At 82.4% G+C, this 245-nt stretch carries 1 protein-coding gene; it reads right to left on the reverse strand.

Translation table 11 applies throughout. The features are described 5' to 3' along the window. A partial coding sequence (locus ABD308_RS32870) for a hypothetical protein (protein ID WP_344343201.1) occupies positions 1-245 on the reverse strand: 245 nt, incomplete at both ends.

Consider the following 245-nt stretch of genomic DNA (forward strand, 5'->3'; position numbering starts at 1 on the left):
AGGAGTGCCCGCGCCGTCGCCGGGCCGGTCCCGGTGACGGGTACCGCCCGGCCGCGGGTCAGCCCGGCCAGCCGGGTCAGCCGGGCCACTACGGCTACCCGGGCCCGGGCCAGGACCCGCACCAGGCGCAGTCCCCCGCGTTCGCCGGCCAGCCCGGCGGCTACGGTTACCCGGCCCCGCAGGCCGGCCAGCCGGGCCAGGGCCAGCCGCAGGACGTCGCCGCCCAGCAGGCCGCGGCCGCGCAG

Origin of the sequence: Kitasatospora putterlickiae, assembly GCF_039527695.1 — a bacterium.
GTDB classification, from domain to species: domain Bacteria; phylum Actinomycetota; class Actinomycetes; order Streptomycetales; family Streptomycetaceae; genus Kitasatospora; species Kitasatospora putterlickiae.